General features: G+C 61.4%; 17 protein-coding genes and 1 tRNA gene. 11 read left to right on the top strand and 7 right to left on the bottom strand.

The genetic code is table 11. The features are described 5' to 3' along the window. Positions 1–5: 5 nt before the first annotated feature. The 5 genes from AKJ29_RS17265 to rsfS form a co-directional block, all read right to left on the bottom strand. A complete protein-coding gene (locus AKJ29_RS17265; RefSeq protein ID WP_055192881.1) occupies positions 6–1,181 on the bottom strand; it encodes a murein hydrolase activator EnvC family protein in 1,176 nt (391 codons plus the stop codon). Positions 1,182–1,194: 13 nt separating this feature from the next. Next, positions 1,195–2,718, bottom strand: a complete 1,524-nt coding sequence (gene gpmI / locus AKJ29_RS17270) for a 2,3-bisphosphoglycerate-independent phosphoglycerate mutase (protein ID WP_055192777.1) — start codon at positions 2,716–2,718, stop codon at positions 1,195–1,197. A 77-nt stretch (positions 2,719–2,795) separates the two neighbouring features. After that, the gene (locus tag AKJ29_RS17275; RefSeq protein WP_055192778.1) at positions 2,796–4,058 is read right to left on the bottom strand and encodes a HEAT repeat domain-containing protein; all 1,263 of its coding nucleotides are present in this window, start codon (positions 4,056–4,058) and stop codon (positions 2,796–2,798) included. Between the two features lie 26 nt (positions 4,059–4,084). Further along, positions 4,085–4,555: a 23S rRNA (pseudouridine(1915)-N(3))-methyltransferase RlmH gene (gene rlmH / locus AKJ29_RS17280; protein WP_055192779.1), complete on the bottom strand. Its 471-nt coding sequence runs from the start codon at positions 4,553–4,555 to the stop codon at positions 4,085–4,087. A gap of 17 nt (positions 4,556–4,572) precedes the next feature. Further along, a complete protein-coding gene (gene rsfS / locus AKJ29_RS17285) occupies positions 4,573–4,971 on the bottom strand; it encodes a ribosome silencing factor (RefSeq protein WP_074963626.1) in 399 nt (132 codons plus the stop codon). Between the two features lie 275 nt (positions 4,972–5,246). On the opposite strand from rsfS, the gene AKJ29_RS17290 reads away from it, so the two are divergent. Next, positions 5,247–6,353: a hypothetical protein gene (locus AKJ29_RS17290; RefSeq protein ID WP_139231336.1), complete on the top strand. Its 1,107-nt coding sequence runs from the start codon at positions 5,247–5,249 to the stop codon at positions 6,351–6,353. Here AKJ29_RS17290 and AKJ29_RS17295 read toward each other — a convergent pair. After that, positions 6,307–7,734: a mechanosensitive ion channel family protein gene (locus AKJ29_RS17295; RefSeq protein WP_409360046.1), complete on the bottom strand. Its 1,428-nt coding sequence runs from the start codon at positions 7,732–7,734 to the stop codon at positions 6,307–6,309. The two genes, AKJ29_RS17290 and AKJ29_RS17295, sit on opposite strands and share 47 nt — an antisense overlap. A 386-nt stretch (positions 7,735–8,120) precedes the next feature. Between AKJ29_RS17295 and leuC the strand changes: the two genes are divergently transcribed. The 7 genes from leuC to AKJ29_RS17330 all read left to right on the top strand — a co-directional run bounded on the left by leuC (position 8,121) and on the right by AKJ29_RS17330 (position 13,975). Then, positions 8,121–9,530, top strand: a complete 1,410-nt coding sequence (gene leuC / locus AKJ29_RS17300) for a 3-isopropylmalate dehydratase large subunit (RefSeq protein WP_055192781.1) — start codon at positions 8,121–8,123, stop codon at positions 9,528–9,530. Positions 9,531–9,540: 10 nt separating this feature from the next. Continuing rightward, on the top strand, positions 9,541–9,765 hold the full coding sequence (locus AKJ29_RS17305) for a hypothetical protein (protein ID WP_055192782.1): 225 nt from the start codon (positions 9,541–9,543) through the stop codon (positions 9,763–9,765). Positions 9,766–9,777: 12 nt separating this feature from the next. Then, complete coding sequence (gene leuD, locus AKJ29_RS17310; RefSeq protein ID WP_055192783.1) at positions 9,778–10,383, top strand: 3-isopropylmalate dehydratase small subunit; 606 nt, start codon at positions 9,778–9,780, stop codon at positions 10,381–10,383. Between the two features lie 267 nt (positions 10,384–10,650). Next, positions 10,651–11,487: a hypothetical protein gene (locus AKJ29_RS17315; protein ID WP_055192784.1), complete on the top strand. Its 837-nt coding sequence runs from the start codon at positions 10,651–10,653 to the stop codon at positions 11,485–11,487. After that, on the top strand, positions 11,472–12,524 hold the full coding sequence (locus AKJ29_RS17320) for an endonuclease/exonuclease/phosphatase family protein (protein WP_235477709.1): 1,053 nt from the start codon (positions 11,472–11,474) through the stop codon (positions 12,522–12,524). The genes AKJ29_RS17315 and AKJ29_RS17320 overlap by 16 nt, the downstream gene beginning before the upstream one ends. Positions 12,525–12,628: 104 nt before the next feature. Continuing rightward, positions 12,629–13,732 (top strand): 3-isopropylmalate dehydrogenase, encoded by a 1,104-nt coding sequence (gene leuB / locus AKJ29_RS17325; protein WP_055192785.1) that lies wholly within the window; start codon positions 12,629–12,631, stop codon positions 13,730–13,732. A 166-nt stretch (positions 13,733–13,898) separates the two neighbouring features. Then, a tRNA-Pro gene (locus AKJ29_RS17330) sits at positions 13,899–13,975 on the top strand. Between the two features lie 67 nt (positions 13,976–14,042). On the opposite strand, the gene AKJ29_RS17335 is transcribed toward AKJ29_RS17330, so the two are convergent. Then, positions 14,043–15,062 (bottom strand): AraC family transcriptional regulator, encoded by a 1,020-nt coding sequence (locus tag AKJ29_RS17335; protein WP_139231337.1) that lies wholly within the window; start codon positions 15,060–15,062, stop codon positions 14,043–14,045. Positions 15,063–15,214: 152 nt separating this feature from the next. On the opposite strand from AKJ29_RS17335, the gene AKJ29_RS17340 reads away from it, so the two are divergent. The 3 genes from AKJ29_RS17340 to AKJ29_RS17350 all read left to right on the top strand — a co-directional run bounded on the left by AKJ29_RS17340 (position 15,215) and on the right by AKJ29_RS17350 (position 17,434). After that, positions 15,215–16,360, top strand: a complete 1,146-nt coding sequence (locus AKJ29_RS17340; RefSeq protein ID WP_055192786.1) for an acyl-CoA dehydrogenase family protein — start codon at positions 15,215–15,217, stop codon at positions 16,358–16,360. Positions 16,361–16,551: 191 nt separating this feature from the next. Then, entirely contained in the window at positions 16,552–16,905 is a 354-nt protein-coding gene (locus tag AKJ29_RS17345; RefSeq protein ID WP_055192787.1) for an antibiotic biosynthesis monooxygenase family protein, read from the top strand. Between the two features lie 43 nt (positions 16,906–16,948). Then, complete coding sequence (locus tag AKJ29_RS17350) at positions 16,949–17,434, top strand: flavodoxin family protein (RefSeq protein ID WP_055192788.1); 486 nt, start codon at positions 16,949–16,951, stop codon at positions 17,432–17,434. Positions 17,435–17,472 lie beyond the last annotated feature (38 nt).

Raw genomic sequence — 17,472 nt, forward strand, 5'->3', positions numbered from 1 at the left:
TGACTTCAATCCTTACCTGCCGCGAACCACTCTGCCGGGTCCACTGGCCTTTGGTTATCTCTCAACTCTATATAAAGCGTTTCTGACGCTTCTGCGCCAGCACCTTGCGCAACTTCGATCAAAAACGCTTGATCTGTGCCGGTTTCTGCCGATGGATCTGGCGCATTGTCCGGGAAACCCTGCCCCGCCCCGCCCATCAGGCCAACCGGAGCCCCCTGCGCGATCACTTCACCCACCTCGCCATAAAGCTGGCCCAGCCCGGCCAGCACTAGCAGATATCCGTCCCCCGGCTCAAGAATGACCACATTGCCGTAGTCCAGAAGCGGGCCAAGGTAACGGATCGTGGCGGGCCAGGGCGTGGTCACCAGTGCAAGCGGCCGGGTGGCCACAACCCAGCCCGGACGCTCGACCCCGGCGGCGTCCGCCTCGTCAAACTGGCGCAGAACCCGCCCCAGAACCGGCAGTTTCAACCGCCCTTTCGACGAGGCGAAATCCTGCAGGGCGCCGCCGCTTTGATGGCTGGCCGGATCGGACAGGAGGCCGCTGGCGAAACTGGCCAATGTGTCGGAGCTGGCAATCAGGGTGCGCATCGCCTGTTCATCCTGCACGAAACGGCGGGGCAGTTCGGTGCGCGAGGCGATGGCCTGGCTCAGCTCGGCGCGGGCCGTCTGCGCCCCTTTCAACCCGTCCTGCAGGGTCTCAAGCGCCCCTTCCTGCAGCGCGCGGATGGTGGCAAGCTCTTCCAGCCCTTCGCGCAGGGTTTCGGCCTGCTGCTGCAACGCGGGTGCCACATCCGACAGGATCATGCCCGACCGGGCGGTGCCAATCGGCCCGTCAGGATGGATCAGCAGCGACGGTTCCGGTGCCTTTTCGATGGTCTGGAGCACCCCCAGAAGCTGCGCCAGCCGTTCGCTTTCGGCATCAAACGCGCCCTGGATGGTCGCCTCGCGCAGGCGTGCGCGCCGCAGCCCTTCGCGCAGGGCCGCCAGCCCCGCCTCATAGGCTTTCACCGTCTGGGTCAGCGCCGCCACCCGGTCGCGGGCGGATTTTGCCTCTTCCAGCGCAGCTCCTGCCATTTCGAGCGAGATCATGGCCGCGCGCGCATCCGCGGCCGGACCCGCCTGTGCCAGACCCTGTCCGGCAGGCAGGCAGGCAAGGCAGACAGCAAGAAGGCGCGCGATCAGCTTCACGGGGTCATGCGCTCCCCAACAGGCTGGTGCCGGTCATTTCCGCAGGTTGCGGCAAGCCCATCAGCTCCAGCAGCGTCGGGGCAAGATCCGCAAGGCGGCCATGGCCCAGCGTGGCCCCTTGCGGACCGCCGAACAGGATCACCGGCACCGGGTTTGTGGTATGTGCGGTATGCGGCCCGCCCGTGTCCTCATCCCACATGGTTTCGCAATTGCCGTGATCAGCGGTGACAATCATCGCGCCGCCCGTTTTTTCCAGCGCCGCCATGACCCGGCCAAGCCCGTCATCCACGGCCTCACAGGCGGCGATGGCGGCGTTCAGATCCCCGGTATGGCCAACCATGTCGGGGTTGGCGTAGTTGGTGACGATCAGGTCATAGCCCGCTTCGATGGCCTCCACGAAATGTTCGGTCACGTCGGGGGCGGACATTTCCGGTTGCAGATCATAGGTGGCCACTTTGGGGCTGGCGGCCATATAGCGCACCTCGCCCTCTACCGGATCCTCTTTGCCGCCATTCAGGAAGAAGGTGACATGGGGGTATTTTTCGGTCTCAGCCGTGTGGAACTGGGTCTTGCCCTGTTTGGCCACCCATTCGGCCAGCGTGTTCACGATGTCACGTTTCGGGAAGCAGGTGGTCATATAGGCGTTATGGGCGTCGGAATACTCCACCATGCCAAGCAGCGCGGAAAGCTTCGGGCGCGGGCCGGGGTCAAATTCGGCAAAGCCCGGTTCGCCAATGGCGCGCAGGATTTCACGGGCGCGGTCGGCGCGGAAGTTGATGAAGAACAGCCCATCGCCCTCCTTGATCCCGTCAAAATCCTCCAACACAACCGGACGAATGAACTCATCCGTGGTGTCATTGTTATAGGCCGATCCAATGGCGCCATCGGCGCTGCTGAACCGTGTGCCCTGCCCCAGCACCATGGCTTTATAGGCAAGCGAGACCCGTTCCCAGCGATTGTCGCGATCCATGGCAAAGTAACGCCCGGACAGGGTGACGATCTGTGCGCCCTCGGGCAGGGCTGTCTGGAACGCGGCAATCTGCGCACGCGCGCTTTGGGGTGCCACGTCGCGCCCATCGGTGATCGCATGGATTGCCACCGGTAATCCCTGATCGGTCAGCGCCTTTGCGGCGGCAACAAGGTGGTCTTGGTGCGCATGCACCCCTCCGGGGCTGGTCAGCCCGGCGATATGGGCCGTGCCCCCGGCGGCTTTGACCTTGGCGGCAAATTCGGCCAGAGCCTCATTCGCGAAAAAGCTGCCATCCTCGATGGCAAGGTCGATCTGCCCCAGATCCATCGCCACCACGCGGCCTGCGCCAATATTGGTGTGGCCGACTTCGGAATTGCCCATCTGTCCGGTGGGCAGGCCCACATCGGGACCATGGGTGATCAGGGCGTTATGCGGGCAGGTGGCCATCAGCCGGTCGAAGTTTGGCGTGGCTGCCAGCGCGGGCGCATTATGGGCAGTGTCTTCACGCAGCCCCCATCCGTCGAGAATACACAGGACTACGGGTTTCGGGGCGCTCATCGGGATCTTCCTTGTTTAGGGTTGACTGCTCGGGGATGTTCTAGGCCGCATTCTGGCATAAGGCAACGCAGACAAGATCAAACATCGCGCCTGAACAGGCGAACAAGGATCCCGCGCTCGCCCAGCCATTGCCTCCACTTCGCCCGATCATGGGGAACCCCAAACCGCTTGCACACGGCGGCGGCATTCCCATTGGTCCTCGCCCAAAACCAGAAATTTCCGGGGTTGCGGGGTTTTTCCACCAAAGCCAATGCAAGCTGACGACGCCCGGACCCGAGCGTGCAGGGATCCGTTGGGATGTTGGGGCGCCTGTCCCCAAGGATCAGCGACAGGATCAGGTCATACCGAAACATCAGGGTCGGATCCGTTAGCAGGGGGATGCAAAGCGGGGCCATGTCATCAATACAATCATCAGGCAGGCTCAGCACCAGCGACATCAGGGTTTCCGTCGCACCAAGGGGCCAGGGCCAGTCGACCGCCTTCATGTCAGCCTGAAGCGTGTCACGCTCGGCCATCATCTGCTTGGTGAGCGCACCAAATTCCAGTGGAAGTCTGGGCTGTTTGGCAAGCACCTGCTCCGCCTGAAACACGACGATCACGTAACGCTCAAGCGGTGCCGCATCGGCAGCCCGGTCAAGTTGGAGGGCAGGGTGGGATCTGCAGTTGAGACGGGCGAGGATCTGCAACAGGACCGCAGGCGCAATTTCCGATCTGCCCTGATCCAACGCATCCACGACCCAGCCAATCCACCGATCCGCAAAGGCCCCCTGCTCTGTGCCCTCGGGGCGGATACCAAAATAGGCTTCGGGCCGGTCATCCGGCGCTGCGTCGCGTTGATCACAACGGGCAAGGCGGGTCAGCACCTCGGCCGCCGCCATCTGGACCGCAGGGTTGGAGGAGGTCAGCAGGTGATAGGCCTTGTCCGCCACCTCAAAGACAGCAAGAGTTGTCTGGCGGACGACGGCCTTTTCCTCTCGAAGCTGCTGGTCCGGATCCTCGACAAAAGACGCTCTCATCGCCTCATCCGCCCATTTGTAATGGCGGTGCACGTCGTAATATCCGTGTCCCTCTGACATATCGCCAAGCAAATTGAGCAAGGTAGCCTGGACATCGGGGGAAACATGATCGAGCGCCTCGATCAAATAGGGCACGGCAGGGGCGCTGGCAGGATAGACCGTTCCCTGATGCCAGATATTTCCATACAGCGCATCCAGGGCTGCATTTGCGCGATCCGCGTCCTCCGAGACCAGATCCCGGATCAGCCCCGGCACGTCCTCCGCTGATCCATAGGCATGTTCAAAAGTTGCCCATGGAACATCATCCAGACCTGCAAACACCACGCACGCCCCCTTACCTGCACTCCATATTACACCCGATGATACGGGCTGCCTGCCAGAATGGAAGCCGCGCGGTAAAGTTGTTCGGTGAGCATGACGCGGGCAAGCATATGGGGCCAGACCATTTTGCCAAAGGACAGCGAGGCATCGGCCTGCGCCCGCAAGGACGGGTCGATCCCGTCGGCCCCGCCGATCACAAACGCCACGTCCTGCCGCCCGTCATCCCGCCAGCGCGCGATCATCTTGGCGAAATCCGGAGAGGACATCAGCTTGCCGCGCTCATCCAGGGTGCAGATCAGCGCCCCTTTGGGGATGGATTTTTCCAAAAGGGCGGCTTCGGGCTTCATGCCGCCGCCTTTCTTGTCCTCAACCTCAACGATTTTGGCCGGGCCAAGCCCAAGGGGCCGCCCGGTGCGGTCAAACCGTGTGAGGTAGTCGTCGATCAGATCGCGCTCGGGGCCGCCACGCAGCCGCCCCACAGCACAGATTTGCACACGCATCTGGGCCTCGTCCGGGCTCAGCCCTCTTGGTTGGTGACATCCACCGGACCGGGAGGGGTCGGGGCAACACCCGGTTCCATCCACATCTTCTCGACCTGATAGAATTCCCGCACTTCGGGGCGGAACACGTGAACGATCACGTCCCCCGCGTCGATCAGCACCCAATCCCCCTGCGCCTTGCCTTCAACCTTGGAATAGATGCCAAACTCCGACTTGATCTTGTCGGTCAGCTTTTCCGAGATTGCCGCAACCTGACGCGACGAGCGGCCAGAGCAGACGACCATGTGATCGGCCATTTCCGATTTGCCCTGCAAATCGATCACCACCACATCTTCGGCTTTGTCTTCTTCTAGGGATTTGAGGATGTGCGCCAACAGGGCACCGTCCTTGGCGGATTTCAGGACCTGAACCGTCATTTGCGGTCCTCCTGCGGTCGAAACTGCTGCGACCTGATTTTCAAGAGACAGGACATAGTCCTCCGATCAAAGCACACCGATCCGCCCCGGCGCTGGGCATAAACGAATCGTAACACCAGATGGTTACGATCTCAATGACGGGCGGTGATACATCAAAACGGATGGATGCAAAAGGGCCACGTATGCCTTTGCCACATTCCTGCCCAGATTCGCCCCTATCCTAAGGGACCGGCACGTGGGCATGCGCGATACCATCGCGATACGGGGAGGACTGCATGGAGCGACGGACAGCGATGTCGCAATCAGCTGACAACACAGTGGGCATCAACACGGGTGCCGGCACTATGAAGGCGGACAGCAAGGGTGCCGGGCAGGATGCAACTGGCACACCGGAGACCGACACGCGCAGGGCACCCTCCCCCACAGAGACAGCCCCTGCTGAAACATCCCCCCCAGACACTGGACTGCAGACAGGTGAAAAACCGCACAGCCCCGGATCAGAGCTCGACCCGGATCTGGCCGCAATCCGCGCCATGATACGCGAGGCCTCTGCCGATGGTGAAATTGCGACACCGGGGCAGAAGGACAGGGCTCAGCCTGCCACAGCCCCGTCTGCTCCTGCCCCCTCCTCAGCTCTTTCCCCTTCCCCCGCCGCGCACATGGCCAACCGCCGGGAGGACAGCCTCAACACCTCCATCAAAACCATGATCGCAACCGCCGAGGCCGACGCCGACCGCACGCAGTTTGCAGAGCCCGCCCCTGCCCCTCCTGCCCGCAAAAAGGCCCCCAGGACAAAACGCCAAGGGCCGGGCATCGGGCGCAGGATCTTTGCGGAATGCCGTAAAACACTGGTACTGCTGGCGCGTTTCCTCTGGCAGGTGCTGCGCCACCCACGCACGCCACGGGTTCTGGCCATCGCGCTGATCGCCGCGGTGACAGTGGCCCAACCCCTGTTCATCCTGGCGCTGCTGCTGGTGGCGGGCATGGTTGCGGCCATCACCTATTTCTCGGTCGGGCCAGAGGCGGTGGACGCCTTTATCATCCGGCGGTTTCAGCACCTGAAAGCGCGCGACCCGGCAAAGGCCGAGCAGCTATATTCACGCGCCCTGCGGGGGATTGACCTGCTGAACAAAGGGATAGACCGCCTGCCGGAACGGTGGACGCAGGGGCTTTACCTGCCCGATCTGACCCCCGAACAGACCCCGCTGGAAAAGATGCGAGAAGACCCGTTTGCGCGACTGGAAGCCGCGGCAGACGCCGGGCCGAGCCGGGCCGCAGACCTGTTGCCCCCGCTGGAGCCGCCACGCCGGCGTCGCGCGCGCGTCATGGATCCCCTCACCTCTTCCAAGCCCCGTCGCCCACCCCGTCGGCTGCGTCCGTAACCGCGCCACCGGGCGCATCGTCAAGCAGGCGCACCTCGCGTTGCGGGAAGGGGATGTCGATGTCGTTTTCCTGAAACGCATCCCAGAGCGCCAGATAGACATTGCCGCGAATATTGGTCAGCCCGCCGGTCGGGTCATCAATCCAGAAGCGCAGGATGTAATCCACCGAACTGTCACCAAACCCGACGATGTGGCAGACCGGGGGGCGGAAGCTCAGCACCCGGTCGACACCACTGGCCGCCGCAATCGCGATCTTGCGCACCTTGTGCGGGTCATTGGCATAGGCGGTGCCAAAAAAGATATCGAGCCGCACAAAGGCGTTGGTATGCGACCAGTTCACCACCTGCCCGGTGATCAGGTCTTCGTTTGGAATGAGATATTCGCGCCCGTCACGCGTCACCACCGAGACATAGCGCGCGCCCAATTGCTGGATCCAGCCAAAGGTCTCGCCCAGCGAAATCACGTCCCCCGGCTTGATGGATTTGTCCAGAAGGATGATCACCCCGGAGACAAGGTTCGACACCACTTTCTGCAGACCAAAGCCAAGCCCGACACCGATGGCACCGGACAGGACCGCAAGGCCGGTCAGGTCCACCCCCACCGCCTTCAACCCGATGAAGAAAGCCGCGCCGTAAAGCACCATCTGCAGGAACTTCACCATCAGCACCTGCATCGAGGGTGAAATATCCTCGTTCTTCTGGATTTGTTCAGACGAGGTGCGGCTAAACATGCGGGCCACGGCAAACAGCGTCCCGGTGATCACCACCGCCCGGATCACATCCAGAAGGGAAAGGCGCATGTCACCCACCGACAGCGCAAGATTGTTCAGAACCGCGGACACTTCGTCAATTGCGCCGACATAAAACAGCGTGACATAGATCCACAGCCCCCATTTGATCACCCGGCGCAGCGCGCGGTTTCCCACCACGAAAGAGGCAATCCCCACCGCGACCCAGGCCAGTGCAATGGTGCAGACCAGCCCGATCAGATAGGATCGCGACGGCCAGGTCATCTCTCGCATCACCACCACGGTCACCCATGAGAGCAGCACGAATATGATCATCCGCGCCCGTCTGCGCAGTTGCAGGGCAAAGCGCAGGCGCCGCTTGGACCAGCCTTCGCGCTCTCGCAGCCAGTTTTCCAGCTTGGGATCAAGGAAACGCCCCAGCACCCAGGACAGTGCCGCAAGGGCCACGATGATCGCGACCTGATACAGCCGCCATGTCTGGGTGAGGCTGAACAGGAAATCCCCGCCGTCCCGCGCAAGGTCAACCACCTGATCACGCAGGCTTGCCACGGTTTCACTGTCCGTCAGATCAGGTTGCTGGTTTACTGGCCCGTCTGTCGGCCCGTCCGCAGGCCCACCTGCGGGCGCCTCCACGGGGGGCTCGGCAGGCGGTTCTGCGCCAGCCTCGTTTTTTTGGGGGCTTTGAGGGGGTTTAACTTCGTCCTGCTCCATAACCCCACTGTGTCACGGGAGTTTTCTTGCGTCCAGACCGCGTGTTCACGCAATAAATGCCCGGCACACCGGTTTCGCATGTGCACAGGCTTGCTCTGAACGCCACAAAAGAGTATCTGGGCGGCATGACTCGGATTTTTGACATGGATGACCACGCCTTTTTGCCGTGGCGCTTTCACGGCGCCATGAAGGCCGTGCTCGCCCGACTATAAGCGTCCGCCGCCTGCGAAAGGTGGCTCTCATCGCTCGGTATTCGGGCCGATGATCCCTGTCACACATCACATTTTGACCATCCACGGAGAGCGAACATGACCGCCCCGAAGACACTCTATGATAAAATCTGGGATGCCCACGTAGCCCATGAAGCGGACGATGGCACCTGCCTTCTCTATATCGACCGCCATCTGGTGCACGAAGTGACCAGCCCGCAGGCGTTTGAAGGCCTGCGCATGACCGGCCGCAAGGTACACGCGCCGGACAAGACCATTGCCGTGCCGGACCACAACGTGCCGACCACCGCGGGCCGCGAAGACCCGGCGCAGATGACCGAGGAAAGCCGCATTCAGGTGGCCGCCCTTGACACCAACGCCAAGGAATTTGGCGTGCATTACTACCCGGTGACCGACGTGCGCCAGGGCATTGTGCACATCGTTGGCCCGGAACAGGGCTGGACCCTGCCCGGCATGACCGTTGTGTGCGGCGACAGCCACACCGCGACCCATGGCGCGTTTGGTGCGCTGGCCCACGGGATCGGCACCTCGGAAGTCGAGCACGTTCTGGCCACGCAGACGCTGATCCAGAAGAAATCCAAGAACATGAAGGTGGAAATCACCGGCAAGCTGAAGCCGGGCGTGACCGCCAAGGACATCACCCTTGCCGTGATCGGTGAAACCGGCACCGGCGGCGGCACCGGCTATGTCATCGAATATTGCGGTGAAGCGATCCGCGATCTGTCGATGGAAGGCCGCATGACCGTCTGCAACATGGCGATCGAAGGCGGCGCGCGCGCGGGCCTGATTGCCCCGGACGAGACCACCTTTGACTATTGCAAAGGCCGCCCGCACGCCCCGAAAGGTGCGCAGTGGGAAGCCGCAGTCGAGTATTGGAAAACGCTCTTCACCGACGAAGGCGCGCATTTCGACAAGGTTGTCACGCTGAAAGGCGAAGAGATTGAGCCGGTTGTGACCTGGGGCACCTCGCCCGAGGATGTGCTGCCGATTTCCGGCGTTGTTCCGCACCCCGAAGATTTCGAAGGCGGCAAGGTCGAAGCTGCCCGCCGCTCGATCGAATATATGGGCCTGACCCCCGGCCAGAAGCTGACCGATATCGAGATCGACACCGTGTTCATCGGATCCTGCACCAATGGCCGCATCGAAGACATGCGCGCCGTGGCCGAGATCGTGAAAGGCAAGAAGATCAAGGACGGTCTGCGCGCCATGATCGTTCCCGGTTCGGGTCTGGTTCGTGCGCAAGCCGAAGAAGAAGGTCTGGCTGAGATCTTTGAAGAGGCCGGTTTCGAATGGCGTCTGGCAGGCTGCTCGATGTGTCTGGCGATGAACCCCGACCAGCTCAGCGAAAACGAGCGCTGCGCCTCAACCTCGAACCGCAACTTCGAAGGGCGTCAGGGCTATAAAGGCCGCACCCACCTGGTGTCGCCCGCCATGGCCGCCGCTGCCGCGCTGACCGGTCGTCTGACCGACGTTCGTGACCTGATCTAAGGAAGTAACGATGAGCCACAAACCTACTAGAGAGACTAAACCGTCCGACTGGAAAGTTATCGATGCTTTCTTTACGGCAGCGCTTGACGCAAAAGAAAACGGTGAAATGTCCGACGAGCAATACAAGTATTGGGTCACTCATTTCGTTGGTCTCGCAAATAATGAAGGCATTGAGAACGTACTTGATGCAATGAACACTGTTCTCGGTGAAACCCCGATCAAGTGGTCAATGTAAGGAGCTGAGATTATGGAAAAGTTTGAAAAACTCCAAGGTATCGCGGCCCCCATGCCGCTGGTGAACATCGACACGGATATGATCATCCCCAAGGTGTTCCTGAAGTCGATCCAACGCACGGGCTTTGGCAAGAACCTGTTTGACGAGATGCGCTATAACCGCGACGGCACCGAGATTGCAGATTTCGTGCTGAACAAGCCGCAATACCGTGATGCCGAGATCCTGATCGCTGGCGATAATTTCGGCTGTGGTTCCTCGCGCGAGCATGCTCCATGGGCGATTGCAGATTTCGGTATCAAATGCGTCGTGTCGACCTCGTTCGCGGACATCTTCTTCAACAACTGCTTCAAGAACGGCATCCTGCCGATTGTCCTGCCGCAAGAGCAGGTCGACATCCTGATGGCAGATGCAGAGAAGGGCGCAAACGCGCGCATGACCGTGGATCTGGAAGCGCAGGAAATCACCACCTCGGACGGCGAAACCATCGCGTTTGAAGTGGATGCGTTCAAGAAACACTGCCTGCTGGAAGGTCTCGATGACATCGGCCTGACGATGGAGAAGAAAGCCTCGATCGACGCTTTTGAAGCACAGGCTGCCGCGGCCCGTCCCTGGGTGTAACCCCTCGGAAATACCGGCAAATTCGTTAAGAATTGAAGGGCGGCCTGCAACGGGTCGCCCTTTTCTTTTCCCAGCAATGATGCATTGCCGCACCAGTTCCGCCACAAAAACGGCAAAATGGTAAAGCTATATTAACCCATAACTTGCAGATTCCCGCCTGTCGGGGCATCGTGCCCTGAAGAGGCATCCGCCAATAAGGCGGGGATCAACATCGGAACAAGGGATGCGGCATCGTATCGCTCCCGTCCAGAGTTGAGGGTAGAGGCTGTGGTTTCAAAACTGGCTGGCGCATTGCTACGCGCAATACTTATCGTGGTGGTGATAGCACTCCCATCGATCATGGTGCCCGGCACCAATACTGACACGGCGCAGATCGTGGCACTTGTTGCCCTGTGCGCCGGGGCGCTGACCCTGTTTGAATATGCCGCCACCTATCCCGGCCTGGTCGAGTTTCGTGACGCCCCCCCCTTCAACAGAATTCGCTTTTTCAGCCTGTTCGCGATGGTGTTCACCCTGTCCATTGTGGTGCGCGGTAAAACGGATCCGACCATCATGACCGAGTTTGTCACCCAGATTGGCATGCTGATCGGGCGGGCAATTGACTTCCCCTATTCCCCGGTACGCCTTGTGGTGCTGATGCTGCCCGAGGGATCCAGCGCCGCCGACATCTCGGCCATGCGCACGGCAGCCGGCATGACCTACCTGATTTCCCTTCTGTCTTTGGGTGTTTTCGTCATTGCTCTGCGTTCAAGCCGCTGGCCCGCCAACGGGTGTTTCAATGTCTGGGTCAATTTGCCCACATTCGACCCCACCGCAGGCGGGGATGTGGTGAAACGGCTGGAACGCGACGCCCGCTTCAATATTGCGCTGGGATTCTTGCTGCCTTTTGTGACGCCCGCCGTCATTCAGGCCGCATCCGCGCTGTTCGGATCGGTCTCGGTGGCCAATGACCAGACCCTGATCTGGACCCTCACCGCCTGGGCCTTTCTGCCCGCCTCGCTATTCATGCGCGGCATCGCCATGGGGCGTGTGGCCCTGATGATCAGCGATGAGCGCAAGAAAAACGCCAAAGCCGAACAGGAGGAGGCGTGGCAACCCGCCTGATCCCCGTTCTGGCGCTTGCAATCAGCGCCCTTGCCTCCTCAGCCATGGCAGAACGCCTGCGCCTTGCCAGTTACAACACCGAACTGGGTCGGGATGGGCCGGGGCTGCTGCTGCGCGACATCACCCGCGGGAAGGACAAGCAGATCAAGGCCGTGATCGACGTGATCCGCCAAACCGCACCAGATGTGCTGGTGTTGCAGGATTTTGACCACGATCTGCAGGGGCACGCCCTTGCCGCCTTCCAGACCGCCCTCGCGCAGGCCGGCCATCCCATGCCCCATTCATTCGCCATCCGCCCCAATGCAGGCCTGCCCACGGGGCTGGATCTGGATGGGGACGGCCAGCGGGGCACCGCCCGCGACAGCCAGGGCTATGGCAATTTTACCGGGGCGGGGGGAATGGCCGTGCTGTCACGCCTGCCGCTTGGCCCGGCCCGCGATTTTTCGCAGTTTCTCTGGCGCGATCTGCCCGGGGCCAACCTGCCCACCCACCCGGATGGCAGCCCTTTTCCCTCCGCCGAAGCGCAGGCCATTCAGCGCCTGTCCAGCGTGGCCCATTGGCAAGTCCCGGTGATCCTGCCCGACGGCCAGACGCTTGACCTGCTGACCTGGCACGGCTCCACCCCGGCCTTTGACGGCCCCGAAGATCAGAACGGAAAACGCGGCGGCGACGAAACCCGGTTCTGGATCCGGCTCCTTGAGGGCGCCCTGCCCTTTCCCGCCCCCTCGGCACCTTTCGTGGTGATCGGCCAGGCCAATATCGACCCCGAGGATGGCGACGGAGACCATGACGCCATACGTGCCCTGATCAGTCATCCCCGCCTGACCGACCCCGCGCCCACCGGGGCAGAGGGCACGGATAGCGCGGATTGGAGCGGCATCGGCGTCGGGAAACTCCGTGCAAGCTATATTCTGCCCTGGGCCGAAGCGCATGTTCTGGACACAGGCGTGTTCTGGCCCGAACCAGACGATAGGATGGCCGTGACCGCTACCACCGCGTCACGCCACCATCTGATCTGGGTCGACCTCAACTTTTAGCGGCTATTTCCGCGCAAATCCCCCTGCATTTCTTGACGCATCCGCCCCAACTCGCTAGGCCGTTCGGGAACAGAATTTCTGCAAGTCTCTCAAGGATACCCGACATGTCGAACCCCTCTCTCCTCATCCTCCCCGGCGATGGCATCGGCCAGGAAGTCATGGCCGAAGTGCGCAAGGTCATCAACTGGATCGGTGACAAGCGCGGCGTGAGCTTCGACGTGTCCGAGGATCTGGTCGGGGGCGCGGCCTATGACAAATATGGCGTGCCGCTGGCCGACGAAACCATGGCAAAAGCGCAAGAGGTGGACGCGGTTCTGCTGGGCGCCGTGGGTGGCCCGAAATATGACGACCTGGATTTCTCGGTCAAACCGGAACGCGGCCTCCTGCGCCTGCGCAAGGAAATGGACCTCTATTCCAACCTGCGCCCGGCGCAGTGCTTTGACGCGCTGGCCGATTTCTCCTCACTGAAAAAAGACATCGTGTCCGGCCTCGACATCATGATCGTGCGCGAACTGACCTCGGGTGTGTATTTCGGTGAACCGCGCGGCATTTTCGAAGAAAACGGCGAGCGTGTGGGCATCAACACCCAGCGTTACACCGAGGCCGAGATCGAACGCGGCGCCCGTTCGGCGTTTGAACTGGCGATGAAACGCGACAAGCGCCTGTGCTCGATGGAAAAAGCCAATGTGATGGAATCGGGCATCCTGTGGCGCGAAGTTGTGACCCGCGTCAGCAAAGAATACCCCGAGGTGGAACTGAGCCACATGTATGCCGACAATGGTGCGATGCAGCTGGTGCGCGCGCCCAAGCAGTTTGACGTGATCTATACCGACAACCTGTTTGGCGACATCCTCTCGGATTGTGCCGCCATGCTGACCGGTTCGCTGGGCATGTTGCCCTCCGCCTCGCTGGGCGCGCCGATGGCCAATGGCCGTCCGAAAGCCCTTTATGAGCCGGTGCACGGCTCGGCCCCGGACATCGCAGGTGAAGGCAAAGCCAACCCCTGCGCCTGTATCCTCAGCTTTGCCATGGCGCTGCGCTACAGCTTTGACATGGGCGAAGAGGCGGATCGTCTGGAAGCAGCGGTCGAGAAGGTGCTCGCCGATGGGGTGCGCACCGGGGACCTTCTGAACGAACAGGGCGTGAAGCCGGTTTCGACCTCGGAGATGGGCGACGCGGTAATCGCGGCCCTGAACGCCAGCCTTTGATCTGAAGCGTTTCGCTTTGGTCCTGAAAAGTGATGAAACGGCCCGCCTTCCCGCGGGTCGTTTTCATTTTGCGATCGGGACAGGGGGTTTCTGCCCCTTCCCACGGCCCCCATGCATTTTGGGGCTTGCAGCGCCCGCGTATTGAGGCTATTTCGCACGCCACGGTCGGGCTGTAGCGCAGCCTGGTAGCGCACCTGCTTCGGGAGCAGGGGGTCGGAGGTTCGAATCCTCTCAGCCCGACCAATTCAGCAAAGGCCCCGCTTCGGGGCCTTTTGTTTTTTCCCAACATCCTGGCTAAAACGTTTCGATTTCAACCCCGATTTCGGATCGCCCCCGGCGTGGTGCCAAACCAACGCTGAAAGGCGCGGAAAAACGCGCTGGGTTCCGCATAGCCCACCCGTCCGGCAATCTCTGCCACCGGCAGATCGGTCTTTTTCAAAAGCGACAGGGCCAGGTTGCGGCGACGCTCCTCCTTGATTTCACCAAAGCTCTGCCCCGCGTCTTTCAGGCGCCGATGCAGGGTCGAGGTGGACAGACCCAGCCGCTGCGCGATCTCATCCACACCGGGCCAGCCCCCGACCTCTCCCAGTGACAGCTCTGCCACCACCCGCGCCTTGATCCCGTCCCCATGGCGATAGCCGGACAGGAACGCGGTGGGGGCGGATTTCAAAAACACCTTCAGCGCCCGGTCCGAGCGGTTGATCGGTTTGCGCAGATATTTGCGCTCAAATTCCAGGCGGGCCACGGGGGCGGAAAACGCCACCGGCACGCCAAAGAAATCCCCGTAATCATTGGTGCCTTCCGGGGCTGCACAGGGGAACTGGATGCGTTGGATCGGGATCCGCTCTCCGATCAGCCAGCAGTTCAGCGCATGCAGGATGGTAAAATAAAGCCGGTAGGCAAAGGCCGATTTCGGCGCGCCTTCTTCGCGCAGTGTCACCTCGGCATGTCGCCCCTCAACAGAAAGTGTCCCGGCCGGGTCCTCCAGCACCACCGTCAGAAAACGCAACGCACGGGCCACCGCCACCTCAAGGGTCGGCGCGTGGCGGGTTGCGTGGCCAAGCAGGGTAAAACTGCCCGGCCGCATCGGGCGGGCGGCAAGGCCAAAGAACTCATCGCGCATGCGAAAGGACAGCTCCAGCCAGATCTGACCGAACTGGTCCGGGGTCAGGTGGTGCAGGTCCTGTTCGGGGATACCCAGATCCTGGATCAGCGCACCCATATCCACCCCCGCCAGACGGCCACATTCAATTGCTTCCGCTGCAAATGCTGCGGGGATCGGGGCGCTGGACATCTGCGCAGGCGGTGGTGACAGCATGGGGGTGGGCATCACAAACCTTATGGCATTTCAGGTCAAATTTCTGAAACATGGTGGCATCGTGTGCGAGTGATTTCAACTTTAGGATCGCCGCAGAGAATCACTTTGATCGGGACCGCAACACGCCCGGACAGATCAGGCCGGACAGATCAGGAGAGACAAACATGCTTGACGAAACCCAATCCGCCATCCGCGACATGGCCGCGCAATTCGCCCGCGAACGCCTGTGGCCCGGCGCCGAGGAACGCGACCGCACCAAGGCCTTTCCCCGCACGGAACTGGACGAAATGGGTGAGCTGGGCTTTCTCGGGATGCTGGTGCCGGAAGAATATGGCGGGATTGAACTGGACGCGGTGACCTATGCCAGCGTGGTCGAGGAAGTGGCCGCCGGTGACGGCGCCTGTTCGACCATCCTGTCGGTGCACAGCTCGGTCGGCTGCGGCCCGATCGTGAAATACGGCACCGAGGCCCAGAAACAGAAATACCTGCCGAAGCTGGCCTCGGGCGAATGGATCGGCGGCTTTGCCCTGACCGAACCGCAAGCAGGCTCGGACGCCTCGAAACTGCGCACCACGGCGGTGCGGGACGGGGATCATTACGTGCTGAACGGCGCCAAGCAATTCATCACCTCGGGCAAGAACGGCAAGGTGATCATCGTCTTCGCCGTGACCGACAAAGACGCCGGATCGAAAGGCATCAGCGCCTTTATCGTGGAAACCGACATGCCGGGGTATGAGGTCGTCCGGGTCGAGGAAAAGCTGGGGCTGCATTCCTCGGACACCTGCCAGTTGTCGTTTGAAAACATGCGGGTGCCGGCCGAAAACCTGTTGGGTCAGGAAGGCGAAGGCTACAAGATCGCCCTGGCCAATCTGGAAGGTGGACGCATCGGCATCGCCTCACAGGCGGTGGGCATGGCCCGCAAGGCGCTGGAATGCGCCTTGGAATATGCGCAGGAACGCAAGGCGTTCGGCAAGGAGATCGCCCAGCATCAGGCCGTTGGGTTCCGGTTGGCTGACATGGCCACCAAGGTCGAAGCGGCCCGCCAGTTGGTGCATCTGGCCGCAGCCCGCCGCGATGCGGGCCTGCCCGCTCTGCGCGAAGCCTCGATGGCGAAACTCTTTGCCACCGAAATGGCCGAGGAAGTGTGCTCAGCCGCGATTCAGACCTTCGGCGGCTATGGCTATCTGCGCGATTATCCGGTCGAGCGCATCTATCGCGACGTGCGCGTATCGCAGATCTATGAAGGCACCAGCGACATTCAGCGCCTTGTGATTTCCCGCGACCTGATCGCCAATCCCGGCCCACGCTGAAGCATTTTTTCAGGAGGGGGCGGCCCGTCTGCCCTCTTTTTTCCCTGTGTTCCTCTGCCCCGCGTTCCGAACTGTCCCGGCCCAGGATCGGCCCAAGATCGTCTGCGCAGTATGCGTTGCGGAACAAACATGTGTTTCAGGTTTTTCCCGAAACGCTGTAGGCATAACGCATCCCAGCAAGGAGCCCCCGGATGACCGAGCGTTTTGCCCGCACCCCCGAACCGCCCTACTACGCGGTGATTTTCACAAATCAGCTCAGCAAAGATGATGCGGGCTATGCCGAAATGGGCGATCGCATGTATGCGCTGGCGCTGGAAGAACCCGGTTGCCTGGGCGCGGAAAGCACCCGCGACACAGCCAGTTTCGGCATCACCGTCTCCTATTGGGACAGCGAAGACAGCATCCGCGCCTGGAAAGCCAATGCCAAACACCTCGTGGCCCAGACATTGGGGCTGGAGCGGTGGTACAGCCATTTCGAACTGCGCGTGGCAAAGGTTGAACGGGCCTATGCAGGACCGGAGGGGCGCAGCCTGCCCCAAAGCTGAAACCGCGCTTCAAAGCTGGTGAAATTGGCTGTAGCATCGCCGCATGACCCGGCTTTTGATTGTCTATCATTCCCGCACCGGCGGCAGTCAGCAGATGGCACAGGCCGCCTGTCAGGCCGCCCGTGACGAGGTGGAGGTGGTGCTGAAACCAGCCCATGAGGCCGGCCCGGACGACCTCATGGCGGCTGATGGCTATCTCTTCTGCGCGCCCGAAAACCTCGCCGCCATTTCCGGCGAGATGAAAGAGTTTTTTGACCGCTGCTATTACCCGGTGCTGGGCCGGATCGAAGGGCGGCCATATGCGCTGATGGTCTGTGCCGGATCAGATGGCGAAAACGCGTTGCGGCAAATGGCGCGCATTGCAACCGGGTGGCGGCTCAAAGAGGTTCAGCCGGGGCTGATCATCGGCACCCACGCCCAGACGCCTGAGAAAATCCTTGCGCAAAAAACCATTTCCGACACAGATCTGGAACAATGTCGTGCATTGGGTCTAGGGCTGGGCGCGGGGCTGGCCATGGGAATATTCTGACCTTTTTTCGGCGTTGGAAGCAGCCCAACCGCCCCCGT

This window comes from Aliiroseovarius crassostreae (assembly GCF_001307765.1).
Classification (GTDB): domain Bacteria; phylum Pseudomonadota; class Alphaproteobacteria; order Rhodobacterales; family Rhodobacteraceae; genus Aliiroseovarius; species Aliiroseovarius crassostreae.